Below are 21130 nucleotides of genomic sequence, written 5' to 3'. Positions count from 1 at the left end.
TGCTGAGGAGCTAGAGCGCGGCCTGGATGGCCGTCGCGTAAGCCTCGTAGCCGGCGGGGGTGGGGTGGAAGGCATCCGGCACGGGGGGCATGTAGATCCAGGGGTCCAGGCTGCCGATCCCGTGGCCGGAGAAGGCCCCGGAAACGTCGACGTACTCGATGCTCGCGCCCGCGAGCTGAGCCTGGACCACGGCGCCCTGAATAGCCTGGTTCAGCAGTGTTGTCGCCATGTTGAGCTGTGTGATCCGCGGGTCTATCGCCGACGGTTCAAACAGGTACGGGTAGCCGGTGACGATCGTGTGGGCCCGAGGAGCCGCCGCGTCGATCTTCGTGTAGGTGTCGACCAGTGAAGCGCTCAGCTGGCCTGAGAACACGAAGAAGGTGGCATCACTGATGGCCTGCTGACAGGCGGCCAGGTCGGGTGAAAGGCAGACGGCCGCGATCCCGGCAACGTTCAGGTCGTTGCCGCCCACGGTCAGTGTCACCAGGGTTGTTCCACGGTTCAGGGCGGACAGTTGTGTGTCGGTGACGTCATCGGTCGTGGCCAGACTGCAACTGGCGTTCCGAAGCAGGTTCGTGCCCTTCACGGCATCGAGGAGGGCTGGGTAGCCGCTCGGGCTCTGCAGGCAGTCGTTCAGGTAGTCTCCGCCGCCCTGGCCGGCGGCGTAGGAATCGCCCAGGGCGACGTACTTGTTCGTCGGGGAGGCGGGCAGGGCGCCGGCGGGCAGGGCGCCGACGGCAACCCCCGAGGCGGAAAGGACTACGGCGACGACGCAGGACATGAAGCGGATGCGTGGTTTCATGGCCCGACCCTACTCCCGCCCGATGGTGCTTGAGAAGAGCGGGGCGGAGCGGATTTGCCCCGGTCAACGCCGCGCCTCGTCCAGGGCGCGAACGGGCGACCGGGTCCGCGTGTACCCCGTTTTAGGGCCTCATGTGCCCACATCTGGGGTAAGCGGCATCGGGCGATCCGTGGTTTCCGTGTCCGCATAATGGGGGACAGGCATTAATCGAATACCCCTCCTCGGCTCTGCGAGGAGTTCGATTCGATGCCTACACGAAACGGTCATGCGAACCCACACGCGGACCGTTCACCAGCCCCGGTGACTTACCCCACCGGCGTGTACAGCCCGAAATGTTAGACGACTGGAGAAAAAAAATTGAATAAGGTACTCATAGGCCTGCTCGCCGCGGGCGCGCTGACCCTGACCGGGGTGACTCCCGCTTTTGCGACCCAGGGGCATACGCCCGTCACCATCTGCCACGCCACCGGCAGCGCAACAAACCCGTTCGTCACGATCATTGTGGACGCTGACTCGGTGAAGTACGCCGGGCACCTGGGCCACGAAGACGACCTGATCCCCGCGCCCGCCGGCGGCTGCCCGGACGCGACCGTGGTTACGCCGCCGGTCGAACCGCCCGTCGTCGTCGAGCCCCCCGTCGTCGTTCCCCCCGTCGTCGTTCCCCCCGTTGAACCGCCCGTCGTGGTCGTCCCGGTCGAACCGCCCGTCATCGTTCCCCCAGTCAAACCGCCCGTCGTGGTCGTCCCGGTCGAACCGCCCGTCATCGTTCCCCCAGTCAAACCGCCCGTCATCGTTCCCCCAGTCGAACCGCCCGTCATCGTTCCCCCAGTCGAACCGCCCGTCATCGTTCCCCCAGTCGAACCGCCCGTCATCGTTCCCCCAGTCGAACCGGTCGTCGTACCGCCTGTCGCAGTTCCCGTCGCAGCAGTTCCCGTCGCAGCGGTGCCGGCGGCAGCCGCACCCGTCGCAACGGCACCCGTCGCAACGGCACCCGTCGCAACGGAACAGGTCAAAGCGGCACCCGTCGCCAAGAGCCAGGTGCTTGCCCGCACCGGAGTGGCCTCGTGGACCACTCTCGCATCGGTCATGGCCGCGGCCATGATGCTCGCAGGCGCGGCCCTGACCATCCGTCGCCGACGCGCCTGACCCAGTGAGCAAAACGGCCCGGACTTCACAGTCCGGGCCGTTTCTCGTTGCCTCAGGCCTCCGTGACCGGCGGGACGTAGCGGTAGTACTCGATGCCCTGGTCGTAGAACTCCGGCCCGTTCGACGTTCCGAGATGGTCGACGACGAACTGGTCGTCGGCCGGGGCCGGCACGAGGTCGCCCGGGCGTCCCTCGTGCAGCGCGATGTACTGCGCCTCGGTCAGGTCGACGGGTTCCTGTAGCGCGGTCTCGAAGTTGATCAGGGCGGCGGCGGTCTGCCAGCCCGCGGTGACCCGCATCGGAAGGGCCTCGGCGGCGTCGCCGCTGCCGTAACCGAGCGCCAGCCATTCCTGCCCGGCGAGCTCGAGGCCCGCCGCCAGCGCGTGCTTCAGACCGGATGCGAGCCACGCCGGCAGGGCCGCCGTGTAGAGGTTGCCCAGGTCGCGCATGGCGTCGGAGCCGAGGCCGAGCTTCTCGCTGACCAGGGTGTTCCACAGCTCGGTGCTGCGCAGGTGCTGGCGAAGGCGGCGGGACAACGGGAAGACGTCGCCGGTGATCTCGCCGATGTCGGCCCCGTTGCCGTGGAACGGCGATGGTGCGATCAGCTCGGCGAGCAGGAGGTCGGCGTCGATTCCGGCATCCGCGCAGTGAGCACGCAGCTGGTCCCGTCCCGATTCCTCGTCGGCCGCGAGGGTGAACAGGTAGGCCATCACCCAGCCGGTCGCCGGCATCTGGTGGTACGGGCGGTGCATGAACACCCGGTCGACCTCGTCGAAGTAGTCGAGGGCATTGCCGGGGCGCTTGCCCAGCATGGCCGTCATCGCGTGGTGGGTGGCGTCGATGTAGCAGCTGGTCGAGTACCGGCCGTTGAACACGGGCAGGTCCTGCATCTGCCCGTCGTCGCGAGGCGGCTGCCCGCGGAAGCGCGCGAACGGCTTGCGGAAATCCGCCACCCGGTAGTCGGAGTCGCTGCCGGAGCCGGCCAGATTGACCTCCAGCAACCGGGCCTCGCTCTCCAGGAGAACGGCGACGGCGCCGGCACCCTGGGTGGGCTCGCCGCTCCCGCCGCGGGCGTACTCGGCGATGTCGGCGGAGACGACGATCGCCTGGCGGCCCACGCCATCCGTCGCCAGGTAGCGCAGGGCGGACTTGATGCCGTAGACGCCGGCGAGGCAGGCCTGTTTGAATTCGGGCACCTCGCAGTCGCGCGCGAGCAGCGGCATGTTGTGGGCGCTGAGGGCGTCGTTGACCATTCCCTTGACGATGACCGCGCCGGCCGAGTTGTCGCTGCTGGACTCGGTGCCGAGAGCCAGGAGGCCGACCTGACCGGGGTCGATGTCATAGTCGCGGATCAAGCGCCACACCGCGTTCGCCGCAAGCGTGTACACGCTCTGGCCCGGACCGCGCATGCGGAAGCTGCGACCGACGACGTTTTTGACCTTGCCCCACGGCTGGTCGTTCCAGGCGCACCAGTCCTCGAGCTGCACCCGGTAGGGCGGCACGAACAGGGAGAATCCACTAATTCCAGGCGTCAACAGTTCCCACTTCAGGTTCGGCGTGGTTGTTCACCCACATCGGGTCTCAAACGCACCACTCCATTATCATCGGATCGGTTTGGGAAAGTGGTGACCAGGAGCAAATCGGAAGGCGGGACCCAGGCGAGCCGAGAGGTGCGGCGCCCCGCGGAACGACTAAAATCGAGGGAACCGATCGGAGCACCACTGTGGACCAGACCATCGATGGTGGCGCCACCGCCATGGCCCGCGCGCACAGCAACATCGCCCTCGTCAAATACTGGGGCAAACGAGACGCCGCACTGAACACGCCCGCGGTCGGCTCCATCTCGGTGACGCTCGACGCTCTCTACACCGACACACGCGTCACGTTCCTGTCCGGCCTGGTCGCCGACGAATTCTGGCTGGCCGGATGCCGCAATCCGGTCACCCGTATCAGCCACGTTCTCGACCTGGTACGTGGGCATGCCGCCAGCATGGGTCTTCCGGCTGCCGGGCTGAACGCCATCGTGACGTCGACGAACAACTTTCCGACGGGTGCCGGACTCGCCTCGTCGGCCTCCGGCTTCGCCGCCCTCGCGGTGGCCGCGGCCGGCGCCGCCGGCCTCGCCCTGAACGGCCGGGAGCTGTCGATCCTGGCTCGGCACGGCTCCGGCTCAGCCGCCCGTTCGATCTTCGGCGGTTTCGCCGAGATGCACGCCGGCACAGCCGTCGACGGATCGGACGCCTATGCGGAGGAGTTGCTCGATCGCGGCGCCTGGCCCCTGGCGGTCGTCGTGGCGATCACCGAGCACGGCGAGAAATCGATAAATTCCACCGTCGGCATGAACGAAAGCAAGGCCACCTCTCCGTTCTATGGGGCCTGGCTCGACTCGGCCGACGACGACCTCGCGGACATGCGCGCCGCCATCCGTGACCGGGATTTCGCGCGGCTCGGGGAGCTCTCCGAGTACAACTGCCTCAAACTGCACTCTTTGATGCTCACGACCCGGCCGGCCCTGATCTACTGGAACGCCGCCACCGTCGCCGCGATGCACGCCGTGCAGGCCTTGCGCGCCCGGGGCGTGCCGGCCTACTTCACCATCGACGCCGGTCCGCAGGTCAAGGTGCTCTGCCTGCCGGGCGACGCCGCTACGGTGCAGCGGGCGATGGCGCTCGTGCCCGGGGTGCACGAGGCGCGAATCAGCGGGCTCGGCCCGGCCGCCCACCGGCTGGAATGAGCATGGCGATGCCGACGATCCGGGCGTCCGCGCCCGGCAAGCTTTTCCTGCTGGGCGAGTATGCCGTGCTCGAGGGCGCACCGGCGCTGCTGGCCGCCGTCGACCGGCGGGTGGAGGTGACAATCGACGAGTCCCCCACGGGATTCTGGCAAGTCAGCGCGCCCAATCTGGGCATCCGGAACCTGGCGCTCGGCACGGATGGCGCCCTCCCGGCCGGCCTGACCGACCAGCAGCGCGCCCACCTCCGCGTCTTCGACGAGGTGCGTGCCGCCGTGCAGGCCGCGGCGCTGCGGGCACAGTCCCCGCCACTGACCCGGTCCCCCCGCACTTCCACCCCGCTCGCGATCTCCATCGACAGCAGCGCGCTGTCCCGGGGCGGCCACAAGCTGGGCCTCGGCTCCAGCGCCGCGACCGCTGCCGCCCTGACCGCCGCCCTCGCCCAGTCACTGCACCTGCCCCTCGATCAGGGCCGGCTGTTCCGCCTGGCCCACGCCGCCCACCGGAGCGCGCAGAACGGCGCCGGCAGCGGAGGCGACGTGGCCGCCAGCGTGCACGGCGGGCTTATCCGGTATACCCCGGGCATCGATCCCGTGCCGCTCCACTGGCCCGAGGAACTCCGCATCTCGGCCGTCGTCACGGGTGAGGGCTCGCTGACCACCCGCCTGGTGGGCCGCGTGGCCGACTACGCCGCCGAGAACCCCGCCCAGCACCGGCTCGACCTCGACCGGCTGAAGCGCCTCGCCGAACAGGCCGAGTCTGCCCTGACCAGCCCGGCCGACTTCCTGCACCTGGCCTCCGACTACTTCACGGCCCTGACCGAACTGGATGACCATGCCCAGGCCGGCATCGTGAGCGAGCGGCACCGCGAACTGCACGACCTCGCCCGGAGCGAGGGCGGAGTCTTCAAGACCAGCGGGGCCGGCGGCGGAGACGTCGGCCTGGCCTTTAGCTACAGTGGAGAACCCACCGAGCGACTTGCCGGGGCACTCGCCCGGGCCGGGGCCGCCATCGTCCCGCTCGGCTTCTTCGCCGCCGGCCTACAGGGAGGCACCGCGTCATGAGCCGGTCCCGCATCCCCCGCTTCTACCAGCTGTCGGTCGGTGAGCGCATCGCTCTCCTGCAGCAACGCGGCGTTCTGACACCGGATGCCGCGGCCGCCCTGTCCGCCGGAACCTCCGCCCTCGACGTGGTGGCCGCCGACCGGTTGATCGAGAACGTGATCGGCGTGTTCTCGATGCCGATGGGGCTCGGCCTGAACTTCCAGATCAACGACCGGGACTATCTGGTGCCGATGGTGGTCGAAGAGCCCTCCATCGTCGCCGCGGTCAGTTCCACAGCCCGGCTGGTGCGCCAGGCCGGCGGGTTCACGAGCGTCGCCGACGACCCCCTGCTGATCGGCCAGATCCAGGTCGTCGACCTTATCGACCCAGTGCGGGCCCGGGCCGACCTGCTCGCGCGCGGCGAGGAACTCGTGCAACTGGCCAACAGCGGGCATCCGAACATGGTGGCGCGCGGCGGCGGAGCCCGTGGTGTCGAGGTGTTCCTGCGCGGCGCGACGGCCGAGAACGGCGAGCTTCTCGTCGTGCACCTGCTCGTCGATACCCGCGACGCGATGGGCGCCAACCTCGTCAACTCGATGTGCGAACGGCTCGCCCCGCTGGTCGAGGAGATCAGCGGCGGCCGCGTGTTCCTGCGCATCCTCTCCAACCTCACCGACCGGGCCCTGGTGCGCGCCAGTGCCGTGATCCCGCACGCGCTGCTCGAGACCGCCGATTTCCCAGGCGTTCGGGTGCGCGACGGCATCGTGCTCGCGAACGAGTTCGCGGCGATGGACCCCTACCGGGCCACCACGCACAACAAGGGCATCATGAACGGCATCGACGCCGTCGCCCTCGCCACCGGCAACGACTGGCGGGCGATCGAGGCGGCGGCCCACGCCTACGCCGGGCGCGGGGACGGCTACGGCCCGCTCACCACCTGGAGCGTGAACAACACCGGCGATCTCGTCGGCGAACTGACCATCCCGCTGAAGGTCGGCACGGTCGGCGGCCAGGTCGAGTCGAACCCCGCCGTGCGCCTCGCCCACACCATCCTCGGGGTGTCCTCGGCCGCCGAGCTGGCCGAGGTGATGGCCGCCGTGGGGCTGGCCCAGAACCTGGCCGCCCTCAAGGCGCTGTCGACCAACGGCATCCAGCACGGCCACATGCGCCTGCACGCGCGGGCCGTGGCCGCCGCCGCCGGCGCCGGCGGAACCCGGTTCGAGGAGGTCGTGGAGAAGCTCATCGCCGACGGCGAAATCAAGGTGTGGAAGGCGCGCCAGATCATGCAGGCCCTCGACGAGGGCAGCGACGGCGACCGGGCCACCGGTCCGGGCGCCACGGATGCCGGGTCCGGCGCCGCGGCATCCGTCACCTCGTCTGTACCTCTCTCCGAACCCGCGGCTGCGGCCACCCCCACGCACAGTGCTGCCCCTGCCCCCGCACCCAGCGCCCCCGGTCCGGATGCCCACCTCGGCTACGGCAAGATCATCCTGATGGGCGAGCATTCCGTCGTCTACGGCTACCACGCGATCGCCGCCCCGATCGGGCTGTCGGTGCGGGCGCAGGTCACCCGGCAGGCGTCGCTCCGCGAACCGGTCATCGCCGACTGGGACGTCGACGGCTCGGTGCGCGAACCGATCCGCGCGGACCTGTCGCACCGGGTGGCGGCGCTGATCGCCGCCCGCCTCGGAGTATCCGCCGCCGGCCTCCGGGTCGACGTCTTCTCGCACCTGCCGCGCGCCAGCGGCCTGGGTGCCTCCGCCGCGTTCGCCGTGGCCCTGATCCGCGCAGTCGCCGACAGCTTTCAGATCACGATCAGCGACGCCGAGGTCTCCAGCCTCGCCTTCGAATGCGAACAGATCGTGCACGGCACCCCGTCGGGCATCGACAACACCGTCGCCACCTTCGGCCGGTCGGTTCTGTTCCAGAAGACGGATGCCCCCGGCGGCCACACGATCCGCGACATCTTCACTCCCCATCCGATCCCCATCGTGATCGGCCTGTCCGGGGTGCAGTCCCTCACCGCGCAGACCGTGGGCCTGGTGCGCAGCGCCTGGCAGCGCAACCCCGCCCGCTACGACGCCATCTTCAGCCAGATCGACGGGCTGGTGCTGGCCGGCGTCGACGCGCTCCGCCGCGGCGATATCGCCGAGCTCGGCGAACTGATGAACATCAACCAGGGACTGCTCAACGCCCTGCAGGTGTCGAGCCCGGAGATCGAGGCGCTGGTGGCGATCGCCCGGCGGGCCGGCGCCCTCGGGGCTAAGCTGACCGGCGGTGGGGGCGGCGGCGCCATGATCGCCATCGCCGAACCCGGCGGAACCGACCCGATCATCAGCGCGATGCGCAGCGCCGGCTACACCACGTACCTCACCGAGATCCGCTGACCACCGGCATTTTGAACGTGCATTCGAGGTATGCGCAGCCGGGCATCCTATTGATGGCCGGGGTGGAAAGCGCCGGATTCGGGCACCGTGCACCGGAATGGTCGGAAGTTATCCACAGCTTACTTGCCAGCAATTGAGCGGGTAACAGAGAGTTATCACCCTTCTGTCCACAGACTTGTCCACAGGCCTGTGGATAGACGTATCTTCGACGGACGTTCGGTGGCGCGTGTCAATGGGCGCTACGAACCATGCCGGTCGACCGCCGTTCCTATTCCTGGGTGGAGGCGCCCGGGCCACAGGTCGACGCCCAGGCCGTTCTCGAGCCGGGCCACGGTCGCGAGGTCGGGCCAGGACCGCCCGCGCAGTACCGAGAGCAGCGTCGTGTGCGGCCGAGTCGATTCGTTCCGGGCTCGGCCAGATCGATGCCGCCGTCACCTCCGACAAGCTGGCTGAGGCGCTCGAATCCCTCCTCGCCGAGGCGCGGTCATTGAACGCAGACCAGGTCTTCAAACGCGCGAGGCGCCAGCGCGACAGGCTCGACGAGGCCGGCATCGCCGCCCGGGAGAAGCAGGCCCACGGCGACCGCTACCTGAAGGCCTTCCGGCTCAGCAACGGCATCGTGCGCCTGAACGGGCTGTTCGCCCCGGAAGACGGCGAGTTCGTGCTCTCCGTCCTCGACTCCATCACCGCACCCCGCCGCGGAGGCGTCCGTTTCGTCGACAAGGAGGAGGCTGCCTGGGCGAAGCGCATCCAGGACGACCCGCGCACCACGGATCAGATCGCCGCCGACGGAGTACTCCTCTGCCATCCACACCACCTGCTACTACATAACCAACACTGGGCGATCATCCGGACCGGGACGGAGTACTGGCTTCGGCCACCGGTGGAGGTCGACCCGGAACAGAAGTTGATCGCACTCCCGAGCAAGAGCGCGGAGCTCTAGATCCTGCGCTCATTAACGACGAGAGGCCCCCGATTGCTCGGGGGCCTCTCCGTCCGACTGGGTCGTAGGCAATCAACCCATCTTGTCCACTGTGCGCGAGGGGGGACTTGAACCCCCACGTCCTTTCGAACACTGGCACCTGAAGCCAGCGCGTCTGCCAATTCCGCCACTCGCGCGAACTTAGGAAGATTAGCACTTTCCGAGGGCACTCCGCCATTCGAGCCGGGCAGGCCCCGCAAACACGGGCCCGCGCGGCGTGGCGAACATCCTGAACACCCACAGGATTATCGCCCGAAATCGCGACACGGGCTCCCTCCCGTAGGATGACAACCCTTGCCGGGTATCGCCCGGCGGGTGAGTTAACACTTGAGACAAGTAACATGCTCATAGCCGAAAGGATCGGATCGGGAGACCTGTGGGCATTCTGGATAGTTTTGAAAAGGGTCTCGAGCGCGCCGTCAACGGTGCGTTCGCCAAGACCTTCAAGTCGGGACTGCAGCCGGTGGAGATCACCTCAGCGCTGCGTCGCGAGCTCGACACAAAAGCAGCGGTCGTGTCCCGCGATCGCATCCTCGCGCCCAATCGCTTTACGGTGCGGATGAGCCACGCCGACTTCCAGCGCATGTCGGCGCTCGGCCAGACCCTCCTCGACGAACTCACCGAACTCGTGCAGCAGCACGGCCGCGAACAGCGCTACCAGTTCGCCGGCGGCGTCTCGATCACCCTGTCCGCGGACCGCGGCCTGAGCGAGGGCATGGTCCAGATTGACTCCAGCACCATCAAGGGCAGCGTCTCCTGGATCCCTGTGGTCGAGGTCAACGGCAAGCGTTACCCCCTCACGCAATCGCACACCGTCATCGGCCGCGGCAGCGATGCCGACATCACCATCGACGACTCCGGAACCTCCCGCCGTCACGTCGAGATCCTCTGGGACGGCTCCCGCGCCCAGGTGCGCGACCTCGGCTCGACCAACGGTTCACAGCTCAACGGCTCGCCGGTGAAGCAGGCCATCCTCGAGCCCGACTCCGTCGTCACCATCGGCCGAACCCGCATCGTCTTCCGGGTCATCGCGCAGGCCTCCTCGTCGTCCGAGCCCGTGACCGAGCGTCGCCGCGACGGCGGCCGCGAGCGACGCGACATGGACGGATTCTGGGGGCCCACCGCATGAGCGTCAGCGAGCTCACCCTCCTGGTGCTCCGCCTCGGATTCCTTCTCGTTCTGTGGCTCTTCATCTTCGGCATCGTCTACGCCCTGCGCAGCGACCTCTTCGGCCAACGCGCGCGCAAGATGCAGGCGGATGCCGCGGCCCCCGTCGGCGCGCCCGCCGCGTTCCCGAGCGCCGTCACCCTGCCGCCCGCATCATCGGCCTCCGCGCCGACGGAGCAGTTCACGGCCCGGCCGAGCCCGGCGAACGCCGCCGCGGACGACAAGGCCACCAGCCAGAACGCGACCCGCCTCGTGATCACCTCCGGCTCGAAGGCCGGCACCGAGTTCCCGCTCACCGGCGACTCGGTCACGATCGGTCGATCGGGCGACTCGAGCCTGGTCATCCGTGACGACTACACATCCACCCACCACGCACGTCTGATGCTCTGGCATGACAAGTGGATGATCCAGGATCTCGATTCCACCAACGGCACCTTCCTCGCGGGCAACCGCCTGACCGTGCCGACCCCGGTCCCCCTGAACACCACCGTCAAAATCGGCGCGACCAGCTTCGAGCTCCGGCGGTAGCTGCATGGCGACAGTCAGTCACAGCGCGGCCACGTCCCACGTTGGAAAGATTCGGTCCAACAACCAGGACTCCGGCTACTCCGGGCGCCATCTCTTCCTGGTAGCCGACGGCATGGGCGGCCACGCCGGCGGCGACGTCGCCTCGGCGATCGCCACCAAGCGCATCATGGAGGCTGACCGGGACTTCCCGTCCCCGCAGGACGCCGAATTCGCCCTGCAGGCGGCTCTGATCGCCGCGAATTCGCAGCTCGCCGAGACCGTGTACGAGCACGCCGAACTCACCGGCATGGGCACCACCGTCAGCGCGCTCATCGTGCTGGAAGACGAGGTGGCAATCGCGCACATCGGCGACTCGCGCATCTACCTGCTCCGCGAGGGCGAGTTGTCTCAGATCACCATCGACCACACCTTCGTGCAGCGACTCGTCGACAGCGGCCGCATCACAGAGGCGGAAGCCATGGTGCATCCGCGCCGTTCCGTGCTCATGCGCGTGCTCGGCGACGTCGAATCGGCGCCGGAGATCGACACCTCCATCCTCGCGACCTTTCCCGGTGACCGCTGGCTGATCTGCTCCGACGGCCTCAGCGGCGTGGTCTCCAATACGGGCATCGCCGCGGCCCTCCTCAGCCCCCTCGACGCGCAGGGAGTCGCCGACCGCCTGGTCAAGGAAAGCCTCGACGGCGGGGCCCCCGACAATGTCACCATCGTCGTCGTCGATATCGGCTCGCCCGCCGAACGCACCGACATGCCGACCGTGGTCGGGTCCGCATCCGCTCCCCTCGCCTTCGGTGAAGAACCCAACCGCGGCCGGGCGCTGCGCATGTCCAGCCTGCGCCTACACCCCGTGCGGGAAACGCATTTCGAGCCCGACTCCCAGGACTACCTCTCCGAGCTGATCGAGGAAGACAACCGCCGCGCCCGCCGCCGTAAGATCACCTGGCTGGTCGGCATCATCCTGCTGGTCCTGGCCATCGTCGGCGCCGGCTTCCTCGGCTACCGGTGGACCCAGTCCCGCTACTACGTGGGGGTGGAGGGCAGCACCGTCGCCATCTTCCAGGGCGTGCAGCAGGACCTCGGCCCCATCTCCCTGTCCTCCGTTTTCGAGGACACCAACCTGGAAGTATCCGAATTGCGCGTCTACGACCGGCAACAAGTGGAACAAACCATCAGCGCAACCTCCCTCGCGGACGCGTTGCTCATCGTCGAACGGCTCCACGATGCCCGCATCCAGTAACCGGTCCACAACGACGGATGCGCCCGAGCGCCCGCTCGGCACAGGTCGCGTTCGCCGCCTGCACCTGCCCCAGAAGCTGCGCAACCTCGAGTTGTTCCTGCTGCTCCTCGCCTGCGGCATCAACGCAGCCACCGTCGTGCTCGTTCAGCTCGGTGCGCTCGGCCGGATCGACACCACGCTGGTTCTGCTCGGCGCCGGACTGTCGGTGCTGGTCCTGGCACTGCATGTGGTGTTGCGGGTCGTCGCCCGCGAGGCCGACCCGTTCATCCTGCCCATCGCCACCCTGCTCAATGGCCTCGGCATCGCCATGATCTACCGCATCGACCTGGCCAACGAAGAGTACGGCTGGGCCAGCGCATCGGTGCGCCAGACCGCCTGGAGCGCCCTGGCCATCGGCTGCGCGATCGCGGTCATCCTGATCATCCGCAACCACCGGGTGCTGTTCCGCTATACCTACGTCGCCGGTTTCGTCGGTGTGGCCCTGCTGTTGCTGCCGCTCGTGCCCGGCCTCGGCCGCGAGGTCAGCGGGGCGCGCGTGTGGATCGGCGTCGGCTCGTTCGCCACCTTCCAGCCCGGCGAGATCGCGAAGATCGCCCTCGCCGTCTTCTTCGCCGGCTACCTGGTGCGCAACCGGGACAGCCTCTCCATGGTGGGCAAGAAAATCCTCTGGATGCGTTTTCCGCGCCTCCGCGACCTCGGCCCGATCCTCGTGGTCTGGGCGCTGTCCATGTCCGTGATCATCTTCCAGCGCGACCTCGGCACCGCCCTGCTCTACTTCGGCCTGTTCCTGGTCATGCTCTACCTGGCCACCGGCCGCCTCAGCTGGGTACTGCTGGGCATGTCCCTCTTCCTCGGCGGCGCCCTCATCGCCAGCCAGACCCTGGACTACGTCAACGGCCGGTTCCAGAACTGGCTCGACGCGCTCAACCCGGATGTCTACGGGGCCGACGGCGGCAGCTACCAGCTGGTGCAGGGCCTCTTCGGCCTCGCCAAGGGCGGGCTCATCGGCACAGGCCTGGGCCAAGGCCGTCCGGAGATCACCCCGGTTCCACAGAGCGACTACATCATCGCCAGCCTCGGCGAGGAACTCGGTCTGGCTGGCATCTTCGCGATCCTCGCGCTCTACCTCCTCCTCGTCGCGCGCGGCTTTCGCATCGGCTTCGCCGGCAATGACGACTTCGGCAAGCTTCTCGGCGTGGGGCTCTCCTTCGTCATCGCCCTGCAGTGCTTCATCGTGATCGGCGGTGTCACCCGGGTGATTCCCCTCACCGGGCTGACCACACCCTTCCTCGCCGCCGGCGGGTCTTCCCTGATTGCGAACTGGATTATCGTGGCCGTACTCCTCCGCCTTTCCGACACGGTGCGCAACCAACCCAGGCTGGTGGTCTGATGAATCGTGAACTCAAACGAGTCAGCATCGTGGTGCTGCTCATGTTCGTGGCCCTGCTCGCCTCGACGACAATCGTGCAGGTCTTCCAGGCGGACAGCCTGTCCGCGGATGCCCGCAACACCCGCACCCTCTACGACAGCTACTCCGTCGAACGCGGCCCGATCCTCGTCGCGGGCGAGCCGATCGCCCTGTCGGTGCCCGCCGACGATGAATACAAGTTCCAGCGCACCTACAGCAATGGGCCGCTCTACGCACCGATCACCGGCTTCATCCCGCTCAACGGCGCGCCGACCGGACTCGAGCATGCCCTCAACCGTGAGCTCAGCGGAACCTCCGACGCCCAGTTTTTCGATAAGATGAATGCCCTGATCACAGGCCAGAACCCCACTGGAGCCACCGTGGAGGTCACCATCGATCCGGCCGCTCAGCAGGCCGCATGGGATGCCCTCGGAGACCTCACCGGTTCCGTTGTCGTCTCCGAGCCGGCGACCGGTCGCATCCTCGCCATGGTCTCCAAGCCCAGCTACGACCCGAATCTGCTCACCGTGCACGACAACCAGCAGGTCACCGACAGCTATCAGTCACTGCTGAACGACGAGGGTGACCCGCTGATCAACCGCGGCATCGGCGCCCTCAACCCGCCCGGATCGGTGTTCAAGCTGGTCGTGGTGACGGCCGCCCTGGAATCGGGCAAGTTCACCCCGGAAAGCACCTTCCCCAACCCGGCCACATTCCAGCTGCCCGGGTCGTCGGCGGTCGTCATCAACTCGGGCGGCGGCACCTGCGGCGGTGGCGACACCGTGACCATCGCCACCGCTTTGAAGCAGTCCTGCAATATTCCGCTGGCCGAACTCGGCCTGCAGTTGGGCGACGACGCCATCCGCGAAACGGCCGAGAAGTTCGGTTTCAACAGCGACTACTCGACTCCGCTCGACGTGTCCCAGAGCGTGTATCCCACGGTTCTCGACGACGCGCAGACCGCATTGTCGGCCTTCGGCCAGACGGATGTCCGCGCGACGACCCTGCAGATGGCGATGGTTTCGGCCGCCATCGCCAACGGCGGCCAGCTGATGACGCCCAACCTCGTCGACAAGGTGACCGCCCCCAATCTGAGTCCGATTCAAGTCTTCGAGCCAGAGACGATGGAACGGGTGATGAGTCCCGAAACGGCGGCGACTCTGACCCAAATGATGGTCAATGGAGTCCAGGATGGCGCCGCCAGCAATGCAAGAATAGACGGGGTCAACGTGGCAGGTAAAACGGGCACGGCGGAGAACGCCGAGGACGAGCCGTACACGTTGTGGTTCACGGGATTCGCTCCTGCGGAGGATCCGAAATATGCGATCACCGTTCTCGTTGAAGATGGCGGGGGACTCGGCCAGACGGGGTACGGCAATTTGCTTGCCGCACCGATTGCAAAGCAAGTATTAGAGGCGGTGCTGAACAAATGAGACCCACATCAGGGCTCACCTTCGGGGGACGATACGAACTGCAGTCGCGGATCGCCATTGGCGGAATGGGCGAGGTTTGGAAGTCCGTCGACCTCGTAATCGGCCGCACGGTCGCCATCAAGATCCTCAAGGACGAGTACCTCGGTGACCCCGGGTTCCTCGAGCGCTTCCGCGCCGAGGCCCGTCACGCCGCACTCGTCAACCACGAAGGCATCGCCAACGTGTTCGACTACGGCGAAGAAGACGGCAGCGCCTTCCTCGTGATGGAACTCGTACCCGGGGAGGCGCTCTCCACCATCCTCGAACGCGACCATGTCCTCCCCGCCGACAAGGTGCTGGACATCGTCTCGCAGACGGCCGCCGCGCTGCACGCCGCGCACGCCGCCGGACTCGTGCACCGCGACATCAAGCCGGGCAACCTTCTGATCACGCCCGAAGGCCGCGTCAAAATCACCGACTTCGGCATTGCCCGAATCGCCGATCAGGTGCCGCTCACCGCGACCGGCCAGGTCATGGGCACCGTGCAGTACCTCTCCCCCGAGCAGGCCAGCGGACGCCCCGCCTCGCCGACCACGGACATCTACTCCCTCGGCATCGTCGCCTATGAAAGCCTCGCCGGCCGCCGCCCGTTCACGGGTGAGTCCCAGGTCGCGATCGCCATGGCGCAGATCAACGAGACAGCCCCCGACCTGCCCGCAACGGTGTCGGAGCCGGTGCGCAACCTGGTGATCTCCTGCCTGGCCAAAAACCCCGCGGACCGTCCGGCCTCGGCCGCCCACCTCTCCCGGGCCGCCGCCGCCCTCCGCCGCGGCGACATCGAAGCGGCTGCGGCATCCGTCCCCGCCATCCTGAACGGCGTCACGCCCACCTCCGCGACCATGCTGATGCCCGGCGCCGGCGGAATGCAGGCCACGACCGTGCTGCCCACCGGCGCGCCCGCGACAGGTACCTCCACGGTGGCGGAACCCGAACAGAAGAAGCGCAGCCCGTGGACCTGGCCTCTGATCGGCCTGATCGCCCTGCTCGCGCTCGTGCTCACCGGCACCCTGATCGCCCTGTTCACCCAGGACAACACCACGCCGACCCCGTCGCCGACCACATCGGCGTCGGCACCGGCATCGGTGAAGCCGACCCCGAGCACGGCACCCACCCCATCGGAGACCACCGCACCGACACCGGCCCCGGCTCCGACGAGTGAAACCGTCGAAATCTCCCTGGCCAATTTCCAGGGAAAGACCAGCACGGAGGCCCGCGATATGCTGGCCGCCCAGGGCTTCGTAGCTGATGTCCAGACCGGCAACGCAGTCACCACTCCGGACCAGATCGCCGACACCGTCTACGACGTGAACCCCACCGGCCCGGTGACGAAAGGCTCCACGATCACGGTCACGGTATACGCCCCCGCCGTCACCCCCGACGACCCGACCGCCGCGCCCACCGTCGCTCCGGCAACCATTCCCGCCGGCGGTACGGTGACGGCCACCTGGGCAAAGCAATCCTGTCCCAGCGGCCAGACCCTCTCCGGCTACGAGGTCGTGGCGGACGGCGCTGCCGCGTCACCCGGCCCGGTCGGCCCGGACGCCACTTCGGCGGACATCACCGCGGGTCCCGACGTTGGCACCTTCACGGTCAAGTTCCGCTACTTCTGCGGCCAGGCCGAATCCGCGTACTCGATTTCCTCAACCCCGGTCACCGTCACCCCGGCGCCGTAACGGCACCTCCAGGAGTAACGGCTAAAATACGGATAACTGTATGCGCGAACTGGGAGTAATGCTTTGACTGATGAAGGCCGTCTGCTCGCTGGTCGTTACCGGGTGGGCGCTCTGATCGGGCGGGGCGGTATGTCCGACGTGCACATCGGCACCGATTCCCGGCTGGGACGCACGGTCGCGATCAAGCTGCTCAAGTCCTCGCTCGCCGCCGACCCGGCATTCCGCACCCGCTTTCGCCAGGAGGCGCAGGCTGCCGCCCGGATGGCACACCCCACCATCGTGCGCGTCTTCGATGCGGGCGAGGAGTCCGTCGCCGAAGACGGCGGCCGCGAATCGCAGATCCCGTTCATCGTGATGGAACACGTCGACGGGCGCCTACTCAAGGACATCATCCGCGAGGGCCCGGTGCAGGCCGACGAGGCCGTGCGCATCATCGACGGCGTTCTCACAGCCCTCGAATACTCGCACCGGGCCGGTGTCGTGCACCGCGATATCAAGCCGGGCAACATCATGATCACCAGGACCGGTCAGGTCAAGGTGATGGACTTCGGCATCGCCCGAGCCATCTCCGACTCCTCGACGACCGTGGCGCAAACCACGGCCATCCTGGGCACGGCCTCCTACTTCTCCCCCGAGCAGGCCAAGGGCGAATCGGTGGATGCCCGCACCGACCTCTACTCCACGGGTGTGGTCCTGTTCGAGATGCTTGCCGGACGCCCACCGTTCCGCGGTGACTCCGCCGTGGCCGTGGCTTACCAGCACGTCAGTGAGTCCCCGGTCAAACCGAGCTCGATCAACGCCACGGTGTCCCCCGCACTCGACGCCGTCGTGCTGCACTCCCTGGCAAAGGACCGCTTCGAGCGGTACCAGAGCGCCGTCGAGTTCCGCACCGACGTCGAGCTGGCCGGGTCAGGACAGATCCCGGACTACCACGCGGCCGACGATTCCAGCGCCGGGCTGTTCGCCGCGCCCCAGCCGGCGGCATCCGGGTCCGAGCTCGCCCTCAAGCAGCTTTCCGAAGACGAAACCATGGTGCGCACGCAGCGCCGCCCACCCGTGATCTGGATCTGGGCCGGCATCCTCAGCGTCGTCGTCATCGTGCTCTCGGTCATGATCTGGGCTTTCAGCCTCACCCCGAGCAGTGACCTGCCCGACAACTCGCGCCGGGTGCCCTCGCTCACCGGATTCACCTACGAGAAGGCCCAGGAGTCACTCCTGGACCAGGATCTCGCAGCGATCCGGGCCGAGGAGGCCAGCGCAACGATCCCCAAGGACCGGGTAATCCGCACAGACCCCCCATCGGGAACGATCGCCCAGCCGACCGACCTGATCGAGGTCTATGTCTCAACGGGCGCCCAACCGGTCGACGTGCCAGATGTCACGAACCAGCCCCTCGCCGACGCCCAGACCGCGGTTGCGGACCTTGGGCTCATCCCCGGCTCGGTCACTCGAGAGAACTCTCCGAGCATCGCCGCCGGCCTGGTGCTGCGCACCGACCCCGCTGCCGCTACGACCGAGAAGACCGGCGTCACGGTCAATTTCATCGTCTCCAGCGGCCTCGTCGCTCTTCCCGACCTGGAGGGTCAGCTTCTGAGCGCGGCGATCGACATGCTCGCCGCTTCCGAAGTGCAGCTGATTCCGATCCCCACACCAGACGACACCTGTCCGCTGCAGCCGGGCTCACCGGTGACCCAGCAGTCCCTGGCTCCGGGCGACGTGCCCCAGAGGTCCGAGGTCACGCTCGTCTACTGCACCGGCTGAGACCCGGCTTCCGGAACGGACCCGACTCGGGTGAGCTTCAGCATGGGCGTGAGGCCCTTGGCCGTCTCCCGTGCTTCGGGCAGGCCGGCCAGCGCCAGCCAGTTGGCCACCATCAGGTAGCCGCCCTCGGTCAGCACCGATTCGGGGTGGAACTGCACGCCGAGAATGGGCGCGCTCGCGTGACGGAGCCCCATAATCACGCCGCCCTGCGTGCGCGAGGTGACGATCAGGTCGCTGGGTACCGTGCCGTCGACGACGGCGAGCGAGTGGTACCGCGTGGCCGTGAACGGCTGCGGCACTCCGGCGTAGAAGTCGCTGCCATCGTGCGTGATCAGACTGGTCTTACCGTGCATGAGTTCCTCGGCGTTGGTGACCGTGGCACCGAAGGACTCCGCGATCGCCTGGTGCCCCAGGCAGACACCGAACAAGGGGAGACCGGACTCGAGTGCGGCCCGCACGATCGCAATGGAGACGCCGGCGTCGGACGGCTTGCCGGGGCCGGGCGAGATGAGCACACCGTCGAATTCCGCGATGCGGGCGGCGGCGTCCTCCGGCTCGAAGGCGTCGTTGCGCAGCACGACCGTTTCAGCGCCGAGCTCCATCAGATAGCCGTTGAGCGTATAGACGAAACTGTCGTAGTTATCGATGACGAGGATCCGGGTCAAGGGCTTCCCACCGTGACTTCCTGGTTGTTGACAATGGAATCCACCCAGGGGAACACCCAGGTGGCAAGTGCGAACAGCACGGCGGCCAGCAACACGAACACCAGAAGGATCCGGAGCCAGACCGGACCGGGCAGAACCCGCCAGAGCGCAGCGTACATTGGAGTCTCCTAGCCCTGGGCCTGGGCGTTGATAACGGTCGCGACTTCGGCCGGGGGGCCGGCGGATGTCGGCTGCCACGCCTCGAGGACACCGTACGCGATGATGCGCTCGGCAGTGGACAGCAGTGGATTGCAGCTGGTGAGCGTGATGAAGCGGTCCGCGGGGACGGCATCCGGGTTGTGCGGTACCGGGGCGATCACGTCTACCGCGGTCGGGGCGACGTACTCGAGGTCACGGAACCGATAGGTGTAGTAGCCGTCGGCGGTCTGCACGTAGATCGCGTCACCGAGCTGTAGTTCGTTGATCAGGTGCATGCCGCCGCCGTTGGCACTGCGGTGCGCAGCCACGGCGAAGTTGCCGACCTCACCGGGCATCTGGGTGTCAGGATAGTGGCCGATCCCCGACCGCGAGCTGTTGAGTACCTCGCTGCCGATCCCTTCAGCGATGGACCGGTGATAGTCCTCCCCGAATCGCGGCACGTAGAGCACGGCAAAAGTTTCAGCGTTGGAGGGTGCCTCACGGACGACCGGTTCACCGAAGTCCACCGGGGCCGGCTCCACCGTCGCGCTGGCCTCCGGGGCGGCGGGGGCCGGCTCGTTGCTGGACAGGTCGTCATCGATCCAGGTCTGGCTGATCTCGGCCGCAGCCCTGGACTGCTGGCCGGCCATGATCATGTCGTTCCACCAGAGCTGCCAGCCCAGAAAGGCGAGCACGAGGATGCCGGCGGTGATCAGCAGCTCGCCGAAGATCCCCACGACGTTGAGCCGCGGCCGACGCTTGCGGCGATGCGCGCAGCGGGTCTCCTCGCTGAGAGGCTGATCGGCTCGCACGGACATGGTTTCAATTCTAACCGGGGCGGTACGTCCCCTACCGAGCGCCTGCGGGTGGTTCCAGCCAATGACGCTAGAATCGCAGGCATGTCACGCACGAATCCCCGCAGCAAGCCCGCCCGCACCGAGGTCGCCCGCTCCGGAGAGGCCGGGCCGAACGCCGTCTGGTTCAAGCCGGTGATGTTCGGTTTCATGCTCATCGGGCTGGCCTGGATCATCGTTTTCTACGTGAGCCAGGGAACGTTGCCCGTCGCCGGCTTCGGTTCGTGGAACATTCTGGTCGGTTTCGGGATCGCCTTCGTGGGGTTCCTGATGACCACCCGCTGGCGCTGATCCGGCCCCTGACCGGCCCGATGATCGAGCCTGCCTGGACCTGTTCTGCTCCCCACCGCCGGGATAATGACAGCCGTGTAATTATCCCCATGTGGACAAGCCTGTGGATAACTTTCCCGTCGTCAGCCCCGGCAACTCACTGAACCCCGGCCCGACGACCGCGGATTCGCACCTGCTAGGGTGCTGTGTGAATCCAAGCGGGGGCACCGGCCGAGACGCGGCCGAGACGCGTTTCCGCCGGGCGAGAAGAGGCGCAACACAATGAAGGCATCAGCAGAACTGGGCTCCAACCTGCAGTCCGTCCTCGTCGACCTGATCGAGCTGCACGTCCAGGGCAAGCAGGCGCACTGGAGCGTCGTTGGCAAGAACTTCCGAGACCTGCACCTGCAGCTCGACGAGATCATCGACGACGCCCGGCTGTTCTCCGACGAGCTGGCGGAGCGGATGCGTGCCCTCGACGCCTTGCCGGACGGCCGAAGCGAGACCGTGACCGCGACCACCCACCTGCCCAAGTTCCCGGACGGGGAGGTCGACACCACAGAGACCGTCGACCTGGTCACCACCCGCCTCAACGCGACCGTCGACAACATCCGTGCCGTTCACGACGCGGTCGACGAGGAAGACCCGACGAGCGCCGACCTCCTGCACGGCTTCATCGAGAAGCTGGAACAGTACGCCTGGATGGTCAGCGCCGAGAACCGCACCCCCCGCAAGCCCACGTCCAAGTCCCCGACCAAGCCGGCCGGTAAGGCTTGAGCCGGGAGCTTCGGCTCCTGTCCGACGGGCCGGCAAGCGGGCCCTGGCGCGCTC

19 protein-coding genes and 1 tRNA gene are annotated in these 21130 nt (G+C 67.5%); 14 read left to right on the top strand and 6 right to left on the bottom strand.

Annotated features, from left to right (window positions below):
• Window positions 1–10: 10 nt before the first annotated feature.
• Entirely contained in the window at window positions 11–802 is a 792-nt protein-coding gene (locus E3T23_RS11925; protein ID WP_134370621.1) for an SGNH/GDSL hydrolase family protein, read from the bottom strand.
• 357 nt (window positions 803–1159) lie between these two features.
• On the opposite strand from E3T23_RS11925, the gene E3T23_RS15430 reads away from it, so the two are divergent.
• Window positions 1160–1948 (top strand): hypothetical protein, encoded by a 789-nt coding sequence (locus E3T23_RS15430; protein ID WP_194085930.1) that lies wholly within the window; start codon window positions 1160–1162, stop codon window positions 1946–1948.
• A gap of 52 nt (window positions 1949–2000) precedes the next feature.
• On the opposite strand, the gene E3T23_RS11915 is transcribed toward E3T23_RS15430, so the two are convergent.
• The gene (locus E3T23_RS11915) at window positions 2001–3482 is read right to left on the bottom strand and encodes a hydroxymethylglutaryl-CoA synthase family protein (protein ID WP_134370619.1); all 1482 of its coding nucleotides are present in this window, start codon (window positions 3480–3482) and stop codon (window positions 2001–2003) included.
• Between the two features lie 188 nt (window positions 3483–3670).
• On the opposite strand from E3T23_RS11915, the gene mvaD reads away from it, so the two are divergent.
• The 4 genes from mvaD to E3T23_RS11895 all read left to right on the top strand — a co-directional run bounded on the left by mvaD (window position 3671) and on the right by E3T23_RS11895 (window position 9051).
• Window positions 3671–4681, top strand: a complete 1011-nt coding sequence (gene mvaD / locus E3T23_RS11910; protein WP_241977879.1) for a diphosphomevalonate decarboxylase — start codon at window positions 3671–3673, stop codon at window positions 4679–4681.
• A 2-nt stretch (window positions 4682–4683) separates the two neighbouring features.
• Window positions 4684–5742, top strand: coding sequence for a mevalonate kinase family protein (locus E3T23_RS11905; protein ID WP_198416214.1), 1059 nt, complete (start codon window positions 4684–4686; stop codon window positions 5740–5742).
• A complete protein-coding gene (locus tag E3T23_RS11900; RefSeq protein ID WP_134370616.1) occupies window positions 5739–8108 on the top strand; it encodes a hydroxymethylglutaryl-CoA reductase, degradative in 2370 nt (789 codons plus the stop codon). The genes E3T23_RS11905 and E3T23_RS11900 overlap by 4 nt, the downstream gene beginning before the upstream one ends.
• A 232-nt stretch (window positions 8109–8340) precedes the next feature.
• Complete coding sequence (locus E3T23_RS11895) at window positions 8341–9051, top strand: DUF222 domain-containing protein (protein ID WP_134370614.1); 711 nt, start codon at window positions 8341–8343, stop codon at window positions 9049–9051.
• A gap of 92 nt (window positions 9052–9143) precedes the next feature.
• Here E3T23_RS11895 and E3T23_RS11890 read toward each other — a convergent pair.
• A tRNA-Leu gene (locus E3T23_RS11890) sits at window positions 9144–9227 on the bottom strand.
• Window positions 9228–9466: 239 nt separating this feature from the next.
• Between E3T23_RS11890 and E3T23_RS11885 the strand changes: the two genes are divergently transcribed.
• The 7 genes from E3T23_RS11885 to pknB all read left to right on the top strand — a co-directional run bounded on the left by E3T23_RS11885 (window position 9467) and on the right by pknB (window position 18333).
• Entirely contained in the window at window positions 9467–10219 is a 753-nt protein-coding gene (locus E3T23_RS11885) for an FhaA domain-containing protein (RefSeq protein ID WP_134370612.1), read from the top strand.
• Window positions 10216–10785 (top strand): FHA domain-containing protein FhaB/FipA, encoded by a 570-nt coding sequence (locus E3T23_RS11880; protein WP_134370610.1) that lies wholly within the window; start codon window positions 10216–10218, stop codon window positions 10783–10785. Before E3T23_RS11885 ends, E3T23_RS11880 begins: the two co-directional genes overlap by 4 nt.
• Before the next feature lie 4 nt (window positions 10786–10789).
• Window positions 10790–12019, top strand: a complete 1230-nt coding sequence (locus E3T23_RS11875; protein WP_134370609.1) for a PP2C family protein-serine/threonine phosphatase — start codon at window positions 10790–10792, stop codon at window positions 12017–12019.
• Window positions 12003–13409, top strand: coding sequence for an FtsW/RodA/SpoVE family cell cycle protein (locus tag E3T23_RS11870; RefSeq protein ID WP_134370607.1), 1407 nt, complete (start codon window positions 12003–12005; stop codon window positions 13407–13409). The genes E3T23_RS11875 and E3T23_RS11870 overlap by 17 nt, the downstream gene beginning before the upstream one ends.
• Window positions 13409–14860 carry a peptidoglycan D,D-transpeptidase FtsI family protein gene (locus tag E3T23_RS11865; protein WP_134370606.1) on the top strand — a complete coding sequence of 484 codons (1452 nt, stop codon included), beginning with the start codon at window positions 13409–13411 and terminating at the stop codon, window positions 14858–14860. Before E3T23_RS11870 ends, E3T23_RS11865 begins: the two co-directional genes overlap by 1 nt.
• A complete protein-coding gene (locus tag E3T23_RS11860) occupies window positions 14857–16572 on the top strand; it encodes a serine/threonine-protein kinase (RefSeq protein WP_134370604.1) in 1716 nt (571 codons plus the stop codon). The genes E3T23_RS11865 and E3T23_RS11860 overlap by 4 nt, the downstream gene beginning before the upstream one ends.
• Window positions 16573–16635: 63 nt before the next feature.
• Window positions 16636–18333 (top strand): Stk1 family PASTA domain-containing Ser/Thr kinase, encoded by a 1698-nt coding sequence (pknB, locus tag E3T23_RS11855; protein WP_134370602.1) that lies wholly within the window; start codon window positions 16636–16638, stop codon window positions 18331–18333.
• On the opposite strand, the gene E3T23_RS11850 is transcribed toward pknB, so the two are convergent.
• Genes E3T23_RS11850 through E3T23_RS11845 form a run of 3 tightly spaced genes read right to left on the bottom strand, consistent with a single transcriptional unit; the run spans window position 18318 to window position 19993 of the window.
• Window positions 18318–18998, bottom strand: coding sequence for an anthranilate synthase component II (locus E3T23_RS11850; RefSeq protein ID WP_134370600.1), 681 nt, complete (start codon window positions 18996–18998; stop codon window positions 18318–18320). The two genes, pknB and E3T23_RS11850, sit on opposite strands and share 16 nt — an antisense overlap.
• Window positions 18995–19156 (bottom strand): hypothetical protein, encoded by a 162-nt coding sequence (locus E3T23_RS15275; RefSeq protein WP_166806279.1) that lies wholly within the window; start codon window positions 19154–19156, stop codon window positions 18995–18997. The genes E3T23_RS11850 and E3T23_RS15275 overlap by 4 nt, the downstream gene beginning before the upstream one ends.
• A gap of 9 nt (window positions 19157–19165) precedes the next feature.
• Entirely contained in the window at window positions 19166–19993 is an 828-nt protein-coding gene (locus tag E3T23_RS11845; RefSeq protein WP_134370598.1) for a class E sortase, read from the bottom strand.
• A gap of 81 nt (window positions 19994–20074) precedes the next feature.
• Between E3T23_RS11845 and E3T23_RS11840 the strand changes: the two genes are divergently transcribed.
• A complete protein-coding gene (locus E3T23_RS11840) occupies window positions 20075–20320 on the top strand; it encodes a cell division protein CrgA (RefSeq protein WP_134370596.1) in 246 nt (81 codons plus the stop codon).
• Between the two features lie 261 nt (window positions 20321–20581).
• A complete protein-coding gene (locus E3T23_RS11835) occupies window positions 20582–21076 on the top strand; it encodes a Dps family protein (protein WP_134370594.1) in 495 nt (164 codons plus the stop codon).
• The last annotated feature ends 54 nt before the right edge of the window (window positions 21077–21130 follow it).

The sequence above is a fragment of the Cryobacterium cheniae genome, assembly GCF_004403395.1.
GTDB lineage: Bacteria > Actinomycetota > Actinomycetes > Actinomycetales > Microbacteriaceae > Cryobacterium > Cryobacterium cheniae.
This window is presented reverse-complemented; position numbering and strand designations above follow the sequence as displayed.